Genomic DNA, 10,564 nt, shown 5'->3' on the forward strand with positions numbered 1-10,564 from the left:
CCCTTCCCGCTCATCCCGCCCGCGCCGCTGCGCCGCAAGCGCCCGCCGCGCGGTTCTGCGCGGCACGGTGCTCGCCGCCGCAGCCGCCGCGCTCGCATTCGCCGCGCCCGCCAGCGCGCGCAAGACCAAGCCGCACCGGCCGGCCGCGGCCGCCGTGTCGGCCGCGCAGGGCGTACTGCCGGCGCCGATGCTCGCCGCGCTGCAGCGCGCCCGCGTACCGGCGTCGAGCGTGAGCGTCGTCGTCGAGCGCATCGGCAATCCGTCGCCGGTCGTCGCATGGAACGCAAGCCGCGCGATGCAGCCCGCATCGACGATGAAGCTCGTCACGACCTATGCGGGGCTGTCGCTTCTCGGCCCCGACTACCGCTGGCGCACGACCGCTTACGCGCAAGGCGCGGTCGACGCGAGCGGCACGCTGCACGGCACGCTGTATGTGAAAGGCACGGGCGACCCGAAGCTCGTGCCGGAAGAATTGATCGACCTGGTCAACCGCATCCGGCGCACGGGCATCGTCAACATCGACGGCGCGCTCGTGCTCGACAAGACGTTCTTCGCACCGCAAACGCGCGACCTGCCGCCGCTCGACGACGACGTGAGCGCGCCGTACAACGTCGGTCCCGATCCGCTGCTGTATGCATTCAAGTCGCTGTCGTTCACGGTGACGCCGACCGACAACGGCGCCGTCGCGATCGACGTGCTGCCCGCGCTGTCGGATCTGACGATCGACAACGCGCTCGTCGCCGGCGACGGCGCATGCGGCGCGGCCGCGGCCGCTGCCGCGCGCCCTACCGTGTCGATGAGCGCGGACGGCGCGCTCGACGCGTCGTTCGCGGGCGCGTACTCGCAGCGCTGCGGACCGACGACGACCAACATCGCCGTGCTCGACCACACCGCGTTCTTCGCGCGCGGCTTTCTCGCGCTGTGGCGGCAGACGGGCGGCGCGTTCACGGGCACGGTCGGCGAAGGCAAGGTGCCTGCGGCCGCACGGCTCGTCGCCACGCATCACGGCCCGGTGCTGTCGAGCGTCGTCCACGACATCAACAAGTTCAGCAACAACGTGATGGCGCGCAACCTGTTTCTCACGATCGGCGCGGTGAAGGGCCACCCGCCCGCGACGCCCGATGGATCGGCGAGCACGATCCGCGCGTTTCTCGCGAAAAGCGGTCTGCCGACGGCCGGGCTCTCGCTCGAGAACGGCTCGGGGCTGTCGCGCAACGAGCGCGTATCCGCGCTCGCGCTCGCCGATCTGCTGCAGGCGGCGAACGCGAGCCCCGTCGCGCAGACGTTCGTCGATTCGCTGCCGATCGCGGGCGTGGACGGCACGATGAAAAACCGGCTGACGAACGCGCCGGTGCTCGGCAATGCGCATATCAAGACCGGTACGCTGCGCGACGTGCGCGCGATCGCAGGCTACGTCGGCTCGGCGGATGGATCGAGCTACGTCGTCGTCAGCTTCATCAATGACGATCGCGCGGGCGCCGCACGCGCCGCGCACGATGCGCTCCTCGAATGGGTGTACGAAGGGCCGCGCTGACACGTTCAAATCCGCGCCCAAACACGCGCCGCTTCGCGCGCGACGCACGCCGGCGCGCCGTCATCGCTTAAAACGTCCGCCGGCCACGCCTGCACGCCGGCGGCCGTGCACTACCCATCGAAGATTCCCTCTACGAAACACTCTCGCGCCCGGTACGTCGATTGCGTACCCTTTCGGCTACAACCGAAGACACCGGGCCGCACGCACCGCATCGAGCCGCCCGGCGCCCGATTCGCAATAATGGGGAGACAATCGTGCAATTCAGCATCGAATTGCTGCTGCTCGCGCTTGCGCCGGTCTTCCTGCTGTGCATCGGCTGGGAAGCATGGCACGTCTCACGCACGCGCCCCGCGGAGGCGATCTACAGCCTGCGCGACACGCTCTGCAACGCCGCGCTTGCGCTGATGCATCAAGGCGCGGACAAGCTGGCGTGGATCGTCGTGCTTCCCATCTACGCGTACTGCTATACGCATTACCGGCTGTTCACGTGGGACGACACGTGGCTGTCGTTCGCCGTGCTGTTCGTCGCACAAGACCTGCTCTACTACGTGTTCCATCGCGCGAGCCATCGCGTGCGCTGGCTATGGGCCGCCCACGTCGTTCACCATTCGTCCGAGCGCCTGAACTTCTCGACCGCGATGCGGCAAAGCCTGATGTATCCGATCGCCGGCATGTGGGCATTCTGGCTGCCGCTGGCGTTCCTCGGCTTTGCGCCGCAGCAGATCGTCGGCATCGTGCTCATCAATCTCGCGTTCCAGTTCTTCGTCCACACGCAGACGATCGGCAAGCTCGGCTGGCTCGAATATGTGCTGAATACGCCGTCGATCCATCGCGCGCATCATGCGCGCAACCCGCGCTACATCGATCGTAATTACGCAGGCGTCCTGGTAATCTGGGACCGGCTGTTCGGCAGTTTCGTCGAAGAAGATCCGCGTGATCCGCCCGAGTACGGAATCGTCGAGCCGCTGCACTCGAACAATCCGCTCGTCGCGACGTTCGCCGAATGGCGGTCGATGGCCGTCGACGCTTGGACGGCCGACGGATGGCGCAACAAACTGCGCGCGATTATCGGACCGCCCGAGTGGGCGAGCGCTTATCATGCACGGGCGGCGTCCGACACCGCCGAGGCGTCAGCGCTCGCCACCGTGCGCCGCGGACGATAAGCGCGCGGGCGCCTCGCATCACGGCTTCAGCGATTTACCGCGCCGGCCGCTTCGCTGCCCGGCGCACACCATGCAACACCGACATACCTACGAGGAGATACCCGCATGAACCAGCCGCAACGACCGTCACAACCCACTCGCGCCGCACGCGTGAAACGCTACGCGCAGGCCGTGCTCGCAAGCGTCGCCCTCGCCGCCCTTGCCGCGTGCGGCGGCGGCGATGACAACGGGCAGCCGGCGGCGGGCGCCGGTGTGAACATGCAGGTCGTGTCGTTCGGCGACAGCCTGTCGGATGTCGGCACCTATTCGCCGAAAATCCTGCTGGGCTTCGGCGGCGGCCGGTTCACGACGAATCCGGGCCAGGTGTGGACGCAGGACGTCGCCGCGTACTACGGCAACACGCTCACGCCTGCGTTCGAAGGCGGCTTCGGCGTGCCGCTGCAAGCCTCGGGCGGCTACGGCTATGCGCAAGGCGGCGCGCGCGTGACGCAGCAGCCGGGCGTCGGCCACGCGAGCGCGGGCACGCCGAACGCCGATTTCGCCCAGGCAACGACCACTCCTGTCGCGACGCAAGTGCAGCAATACCTGCAGCAGCACGGCAGTTTCAACTCAAACCAGATCGTGCTGATCAACGGCGGCGCGAACGACATCTTCTATCAGGTGCAGGTCGCGCAGGCGCAAGGCTCGACGCCGGCCGCCCTGCAGCAAGCCGCGCAGCAAATCGGCCTCGCCGCGCAGCAGCTCGCGGGAATCGTTCAGCAGATCGTCGCGGCGGGCGCGACGCACGTGTTCGTCGTCAACGTGCCGAACATCGGCAACACGCCGCTTGCGTTGTCGGGCGGCGCGCAGGCGCAGGCGTTGTTCACGCAGGTCACGACGCTCTTCAACGGCACGCTCGCGGCAGCGCTGAAGGCGCTCAACGTCGATCCGAAGAAGGCGGTGCTGATCGACGCGTTCACGTGGCAAGACCAGATCGCCGCGAACTATCAGGCGAACGGCTTCTCGGTGGCGGCAAACGGCACTGCGTGCAACCTGCAATCGATGATCGCCGCCGCCACCAAGGCCGGCGGCGTGCCGAATCCGACCGCCTTTGGCTCGTCGCTGTTCTGCTCGCCGCAGATGTACACCGCGTCGAACGCCGATCAGACCTACATGTTCGCCGACACCGTTCACCCGACGACCCGCCTGCACGCGCTGTTCGCGCAATACATGGAGCAGCAGATCAAAGCGGCGGGTATCGGCAACTGATCCCGCTGACGCCGGCGCATCGCCCGCGCCGCCCGAAAACGCCTGGTTCGCATCGCGCGAACCAGGCGTTTTTTGTCTGACGAGAGCGTTCGGGGTGACGCCGTAAATCTACTCGTACCCCACTGGGACAAAGCCTTAACCGCTCCTGCGATCTGGCGCACACATCGCGCGCGCGAAGGTCCGTTTGCGCACAAACCACCGGCACCGTACCTCCGATAATCTCATCGCCGGTTGCCTTTCGGGGCTCGATGCGCCGCATTGATGCCTGACGCGACGCAAGCCCGGCCACGCGAATTCCCTCTTGACCGACAAAATCATGAATACGAGACCAACGCTACTCTCTTCCGCCCGCTTCACGACCCGCCTGCTGCGCCGCACCGCCCAAACAGCATGCGCAGGCGCGCTGCTCGCCGTGCTCGCCGCCTGCGGCGGCGGCGACGACACGCCCGCCACCGCCGGCCGCGCGAACATGCAGGTGGTCGCATTCGGCGACAGCCTGTCGGACGCCGGCACCTACGCCAAGCAAGTCCAGCATCTGTTCGGCGGCGGCGGACGCTTCACGACGAACCCCGGCCAAGTCTTCACGCAAGAAGTCGCCGCCTATTACGGCAACACGCTCACGCCCGCGTTCGAAGGCGGCGTCGGCGTGCCGTTGCAGGCCGCGGGCGGCCTGGATTACGCGCAAGGCGGCGCGCGCGTATCGCAGCAACCCGGCATCGGCCATGCGCCCGAGGGCACGCCGAACGCCGATTACGCCGGCGCGACGACGGTGCCGGTCGCCACGCAGGTCCAGCAATATCTGCAGCAGCACGGCAGTTTCAATTCGAACCAGATCGTGCTCGTGACCGTCGGCGAAGCCGACATTCTTTACCAGATGCAGGCCGTGCAAACGGCCGGCAACACGCCGGCGGCTCAACAGGCGGCCGGGCAGGCAGTCGGCGCGGCCGCGCAGCAGCTTGCGGGAATCATCCAGCAGATCGTCGCAGCGGGCGCGACGCACGTGTTTGTCGCGAACACACGGGATATGGGGCAAACGCCGGTGGCCGTGGCGGCCGGCGCTCAGGGCGCGTTCACGCAAATGTCGCAGCTCTTCAACGGCACGCTTGCCGCATCGCTGAAGGCGCTCAACGTCGATCCGGCGAAGGTCGCGGTCCTCGATCTGTTCACATGGGCGAACAACATCGCCGCGAACGCGAAGACTTACGGCTTCTCGGTGACGAATACGGGCACCGCGTGCAATTTGCAGGCGATGGAGGCCGCCGGCGCGGCGGCGGGCGCGCCGGACCCGTCGGTGTTCGCATGGGCGCTGTTCTGTTCGCCGCCGATGTATACGACGCCTGACGCCGACCAGACCTATATGTTCGCCGACCCGCTCCATCCAAGCACGCGTATGCATACGCTGCTCGCGCAGTATGTGAAGCAGCAGATCGCGGCGGCGGGCATCAGCCGCTGAACCCGGCGCGGCCGATTTCGCGCATCTAAGGAAAATGCCCGGCTCGCGTGACGCGAGCCGGGCATTTTTTGTCGTGATCCGATTTCACCCACGCCGGCGCGGACATGGCAGCGTGCCAGCAATGACGCCCCCATGCGCTGCACACGGGCGGCCGCGTCCTGGCGGGCAGCGGCACGCGCAATCCGCGCATGTGTCATTGCTCGGCGTCGAACGCCGCCGCCGCGCGGCCAAGCCGATCGTTGAGCGCAGCCCACTCGGGCGTATCCGGCAGCTTCTCGACCAGAATGCGCGCGACCCGCGCCCGATCGAGCGCGCGCAGCAGCCCGTAAAGCTCGCGCGCATACCCTTGCGGGTCTTCGGGCGCCGCGACGAAATGCACGCCGTCCGCGTGCGCCCACGCACGCGCGCTCGTCGGGCGCGCGACGAGCGCCACGCGCTCGCCATTGGCACGCGCGGCGGCAAGCCACGCGTCGAGTTGCTCGAATGGCGCGAGCGCAAGCGGTGTACGCGGCGCGTAATGCGCCTTCAACGTGCCGGATGCGCGCGGCGCGCCCGCATCGCTGCCGTCGGGCAGCCGGGGCGCGACGCCGAGCACGTCGGCAATCTGCTGCGGCGTCACATGGCCGGGGCGCAGCAGCGCCGGAAATCCACGCGACAAATCGACGATCGTCGACTCGATGCCAACGTCGGACGCACCGCCGTCGAGCACCTGCACCGTGCCGCCGAATTCGTCGCGCACGTGCTGCGCGGTAGTCGGGCTCACGTGGCCGAAACGGTTCGCCGAAGGCGCCGCCACGCCGCCACGCCCGCCGCGCCGCGCATCGAACGCGCGCAACAGCGCCTGCGCGACCGGATGGGACGGGCAGCGCAGCCCGATCGAATCCTGGCCGCCGCTCACCGCATCGGGAATACGCGCGGCGCGCTTGACGATCAGCGTGAGCGGGCCCGGCCAGAACGCGTCCATCAGCTTGCGCGCGTCGGCAGACAACGCATCCGACCAATAGTCCGGATCGCTGCCCGGCGCGAGGTGAACGATCACCGGATGATTCGCGGGACGCCCCTTCGCCGCGTAGATCCGTGCAACAGCGGCCGGGTTTTGCGCGTCGGCGCCGAGCCCGTAGACGGTTTCGGTCGGAAACGCGACCAGCTCGCCCGCGTCGAGCCGCGCGGCCGCGTCGTCAATCTGCGCGGCGCTCGGAAACGGTCGATCGTTCGACATCGTCCGCCCCATCAATCGAGCGCGATGCGCAGCAGCCGAGCGCACGCGTTCGCGCCCTCGACCGCTTCGTCGAGCGTCGCCGCAGTGAAATTCACGTGGCCCATCTTGCGGCCGATCCGCGCATCCTCCTTGCCGTATAGATGCAGCCGCGCCGTCGGCATGGCGGCGACCTGATCCCACGGCGGCGTCACCGGCTGCGGCAACGCGCCTGCGTCGGCGGGACCGCCATGCGCGAACCACACGTCGCCGAGTATGTTGAGCATCGCCGCGGGCGAATGCTGGCGCGTGCTGCCCAGCGGTAGCCGCGTCATTGCGCGCACCTGCTGCTCGAACTGGTTCGTCTCGCACGCGTCCAGCGTGTAATGGCCGGAGTTGTGCGGCCGCGGCGCCATCTCGTTCGCAACGAGCGAACCATCTTCGAGCACGAAGAATTCGACGCACAGCACGCCAACGTAATCGAGCGAAGCGGCGATCTTCAACGCCGCTTTGAGCGCGTCGCTCGCCAGCGCGTCGCTCGCCGCGGGAGCGGGCGCGACGCTCAGCGCCAGAATGCCGCCGCGATGGGTGTTCTGCGCGAGCGCAAACGTCGCCGCCTCGCCGTTCACGCCGCGCGCGATCAGCGCCGATACCTCGAATGCGAGCGGCAGACGCTTCTCGAGCACGCAAGGCACCGCGCCCATCGCCGCATACGCATCGCGCACGTCCTGCGCGCTCGCGACACGCGCCTGCCCCTTGCCGTCGTATCCGAGGCGCGCGGTCTTCAGGATGCCGGGCAGCACCGCCTCGAGTTCGGCGTCGGCGAGCGCCGCGAGCGCATCAGCCGTTTCGATCACGACGTGCGGCGCGACCGGCACGCCGCAGGCCGCGATAAAGCGCTTCTCGGCGATGCGGTCCTGCGCGATCGCGACGCACCGGCCGGCCGGTGCGACGAAGGTGGTCTGCGCGAGAAAATCCAGGCTGGCCGCCGGAACGTTCTCGAATTCGGTCGACACCGCGTCGCAAAGCTGGGCAAGCTCGGTGAGCGCCGCCTGGTCGTCGTAAGCGGCACGCAAATGCCGGTCAGCGACGGTGCCCGCCGGGCTTGCCGGATCGGGATCGAGCACCGCGACGCGATAGCCCATCGCCTGCGCGGCAAAACAGAACATGCGGCCAAGCTGGCCGCCGCCGACCATGCCGAGCCAGGCGCCGGGCAGAATCGGAGAAATCGGAGTGGGGATTGCAGTCATGTCAGCCTTGCATAGGACCGGTTTCGGCGCCCATGCGCCGGTTTCCGGATCGACAAGTACTCGCCGCGCCGCCCGGCGCCCCGACGGCGGTTGCGTCGGGCACGCATGTCGGCCGCTCCCCGGGGGAAAGCGGCGAAAAGCAGCGCGGACGTTGTTTCATTTCAGGAATCGGCGGCAACAGACGGCCCGGACGCTCCCGCCCAGCCCGCTTGGCCGCCCGCGTCACAGCGGCGGCAGCACCATCGCGTGCGCGGCCTCGTTCTGCCGCACGCGAAAGCCGGCCAGCCGGTTCGCATAATCGGGCAACGTGCCCGACAGAATCGACACCGCGAACAGCGCCGCATTCGCCGCGCCCGCCTCGCCGATCGCGAACGTCGCGACCGGCACGCCTTTGGGCATCTGCACGATCGAGTGCAGCGAATCGACGCCCTTCAGATACTTGCTCGCCACCGGCACGCCGAGCACGGGCACCGTCGTCTTCGCGGCGAGCATGCCCGGCAGGTGCGCGGCGCCTCCCGCGCCCGCGATGATCGCGCGCAGGCCGCGCTCGCGCGCCTTCTCGGCATAATCGAACATCTCGTCGGGCATCCGGTGCGCGGAGACGACCTTGGCCTCGTAAGGCACGCCAAACTCCTGCAGGATCGCAACGGCATGCCGCATCACGTCCCAATCGGAACTGGAGCCCATCAGCACGCCGACCAACGGCGCGCTGTGCGTGTGATGTTGGGCGTTCTGTACTTCGCTCATCGTGCGCTTCCTCGCGTCAATCAATCGGGGCGCGAATCAGGCGAGCGTGCCGCCGGTGATCCGCTCGAGCGCTTCCTGATACTTCGCGCTCGTCTTCGCGATCACCTCGTCGGGCAGCTTCGGCGCGGGCGGCGTCTTGTCCCAGTCCTGCGTCTCCAGCCAGTCGCGCACGAACTGCTTGTCGAACGACGGCGGATTGGTGCCCACCTGATATTGGTCGGCCGGCCAGAAACGCGACGAATCGGCCGTCAGCGCCTCGTCCATCAGGTACAGCTCGCCGTGGTTGTCGAGGCCGAATTCGAACTTCGTATCGGCGATGATGATGCCGCGGGTTGCCGCATAATCGGCCGCTTCCTTGTACAAGCGGATCGAGATGTCGCGGATCGTCGCGGCAAGCTCGGTGCCGATGCGGCGCTCAGTTTCCTCGAACGAGATGTTCTCGTCGTGGTGGCCAAGCTCGGCCTTCGCCGCCGGCGTGAAGATCGGCTCGGGCAGCTTCTGCGCGTTTTGCAGGCCAGCCGGCAGCTCGACGCCGCACACCTTGCCCGTCGCCTGATAATCCTTCCAGCCGCTGCCGGCCAGATGGCCGCGCACGACCGCTTCGATCAGGATCGGCTCGAGACGCTTGACCACCACCGCGCGCCCCTGCACCTGCTCGACTTCGTCGGCCGCGACGACCGATTCCGGCGCGTCGCCCGTCAGATGGTTCGGCACGATGTGCGCAAGCTTGCCGAACCAGAAATTGGCCATCTGGTTGAGCACGCGCCCTTTGTTCGGAATCGGCTCGCCCATGATGACGTCGAACGCCGACAGGCGGTCGGTCGTCACGATCAGGAGCTTGTCACGGCCGACCGCGTAGTTGTCGCGGACCTTGCCGCGACCGAGAAGCGGCAGCGAGCGCAGCGTGGATTCGTAAAGGGTAGACATCGTCTTTTCGCAGAAATGAGGGCCAAACAAAAAGGGAAACGCCGTTCCCGTCGGTACGCGGGAACGGCGATCTTACAGCACAGCGGGCCGGCAGCCGGACAACGGCGGCACGCTGCCGCCCGTCCGGCCGATTGCGCGTCGGTTCAGCGCACGACTTGCGCCAGCTCGCCCGACTTATAGCGCTCGGCAATCTTGTCGAGCGGAACCGGCTTGATCTTGCCCGCCTGACCTTCGCAGCCGAACGCGACGTAGCGCGCGACGCAGATCTTCTTCGCCGCTTCGCGCGCCGGCTTCAGGTAGTCGCGCGGATCGAATTTTGCCGGATTCTCGACGAAATAGCGGCGAATCGCAGCCGTGATCGCCAGGCGCAGGTCGGTGTCGATATTGATCTTGCGCACCCCGTGCTTGATCCCTTCCTGGATCTCCTCGACGGGCACGCCATAGGTTTCCTTCAGATCGCCGCCGAACTCGCGGATCTCGGCGAGCAGTTCCTGCGGCACCGACGACGAGCCGTGCATCACGAGGTGCGTATTCGGAATGCGCGCATGAATTTCCTTGATCCGCTCGATTGCCAGAATATCGCCCGTCGGCTTCTTCGAGAACTTGTACGCACCGTGCGACGTGCCGATCGCGATCGCGAGGGCGTCGCATTGCGTCTGCTTGACGAAATCGGCGGCCTGCTCCGGATCGGTCAGCAGTTGCTCGCGGGTCATCGTGCCTTCCGCGCCGTGACCGTCCTCCTTGTCGCCCTTCATCGTCTCGAGCGAGCCGAGCACGCCCAGCTCCGCTTCGACGGTCACGCCGATCGCATGCGCGAATTCGACGACCTTCCTCGACACGTCGACATTGTATTCATACGACGCGACCGTCTTGCCGTCGGCCTCCAGCGAGCCGTCCATCATCACGCTCGTAAAGCCGCTTCGGATCGCCGCCGCGCATACCGCGGGCGACTGGCCGTGGTCCTGGTGCATGACGACCGGAATATGCGGATACGACTCGACCGCCGCTTCGATCAGGTGGCGCAGGAACGGCTCGCCCGCATACTTG

The 10,564-nt window shown here is 67.5% G+C and carries 9 protein-coding genes; 4 read left to right on the plus strand and 5 right to left on the minus strand.

All coding sequences use genetic code 11. The annotated features are described in order from the left end of the window. Positions 1 to 55: 55 nt before the first annotated feature. From dacB to BSIN_RS23865, 4 genes are all read left to right on the plus strand, one after another. The gene (gene dacB / locus BSIN_RS23850) at positions 56 to 1,534 is read left to right on the plus strand and encodes a D-alanyl-D-alanine carboxypeptidase/D-alanyl-D-alanine endopeptidase (protein ID WP_256583991.1); all 1,479 of its coding nucleotides are present in this window, start codon (positions 56 to 58) and stop codon (positions 1,532 to 1,534) included. 254 nt (positions 1,535 to 1,788) lie between these two features. Continuing rightward, entirely contained in the window at positions 1,789 to 2,697 is a 909-nt protein-coding gene (locus BSIN_RS23855; protein ID WP_059569522.1) for a sterol desaturase family protein, read from the plus strand. Positions 2,698 to 2,802: 105 nt separating this feature from the next. After that, complete coding sequence (locus BSIN_RS23860) at positions 2,803 to 3,945, plus strand: SGNH/GDSL hydrolase family protein (RefSeq protein ID WP_089342255.1); 1,143 nt, start codon at positions 2,803 to 2,805, stop codon at positions 3,943 to 3,945. 316 nt (positions 3,946 to 4,261) lie between these two features. Further along, a complete protein-coding gene (locus BSIN_RS23865; RefSeq protein ID WP_059569602.1) occupies positions 4,262 to 5,398 on the plus strand; it encodes an SGNH/GDSL hydrolase family protein in 1,137 nt (378 codons plus the stop codon). A gap of 193 nt (positions 5,399 to 5,591) precedes the next feature. On the opposite strand, the gene BSIN_RS23870 is transcribed toward BSIN_RS23865, so the two are convergent. From BSIN_RS23870 to fba, 5 genes are all read right to left on the minus strand, one after another. Beyond that, complete coding sequence (locus BSIN_RS23870) at positions 5,592 to 6,617, minus strand: L-threonylcarbamoyladenylate synthase (RefSeq protein ID WP_089342260.1); 1,026 nt, start codon at positions 6,615 to 6,617, stop codon at positions 5,592 to 5,594. 11 nt (positions 6,618 to 6,628) lie between these two features. Continuing rightward, a complete protein-coding gene (locus tag BSIN_RS23875) occupies positions 6,629 to 7,843 on the minus strand; it encodes a 5-(carboxyamino)imidazole ribonucleotide synthase (RefSeq protein WP_089342256.1) in 1,215 nt (404 codons plus the stop codon). A gap of 222 nt (positions 7,844 to 8,065) precedes the next feature. Beyond that, entirely contained in the window at positions 8,066 to 8,590 is a 525-nt protein-coding gene (gene purE, locus BSIN_RS23880) for a 5-(carboxyamino)imidazole ribonucleotide mutase (RefSeq protein ID WP_059520552.1), read from the minus strand. Positions 8,591 to 8,626: 36 nt separating this feature from the next. Beyond that, positions 8,627 to 9,517, minus strand: coding sequence for a phosphoribosylaminoimidazolesuccinocarboxamide synthase (locus BSIN_RS23885; protein ID WP_089342257.1), 891 nt, complete (start codon positions 9,515 to 9,517; stop codon positions 8,627 to 8,629). A 143-nt stretch (positions 9,518 to 9,660) separates the two neighbouring features. Next, a partial coding sequence (fba, locus tag BSIN_RS23890) for a class II fructose-bisphosphate aldolase (RefSeq protein WP_089342258.1) occupies positions 9,661 to 10,564 on the minus strand: 904 nt, incomplete at its 5' end.

This window comes from Burkholderia singularis (assembly GCF_900176645.1).
GTDB classification, from domain to species: Bacteria; Pseudomonadota; Gammaproteobacteria; order Burkholderiales; family Burkholderiaceae; genus Burkholderia; species Burkholderia singularis.

What these genes read in the sequence shown, in the direction of transcription:
- BSIN_RS23860 (WP_089342255.1), top strand. Translation starts at nt 2,803, where the DNA reads ATGAACCAGCCGCAACGACCGTCACAACCCACTCGCGCCGCACGCGTG.
- BSIN_RS23865 (WP_059569602.1), top strand. Translation starts at nt 4,262, where the DNA reads ATGAATACGAGACCAACGCTACTCTCTTCCGCCCGCTTCACGACCCGC.
- BSIN_RS23870 (WP_089342260.1), bottom strand. Translation starts at nt 6,617, where the DNA reads ATGTCGAACGATCGACCGTTTCCGAGCGCCGCGCAGATTGACGACGCG.
- BSIN_RS23875 (WP_089342256.1), bottom strand. Translation starts at nt 7,843, where the DNA reads ATGACTGCAATCCCCACTCCGATTTCTCCGATTCTGCCCGGCGCCTGG.
- purE (WP_059520552.1), bottom strand. Translation starts at nt 8,590, where the DNA reads ATGAGCGAAGTACAGAACGCCCAACATCACACGCACAGCGCGCCGTTG.
- BSIN_RS23885 (WP_089342257.1), bottom strand. Translation starts at nt 9,517, where the DNA reads ATGTCTACCCTTTACGAATCCACGCTGCGCTCGCTGCCGCTTCTCGGT.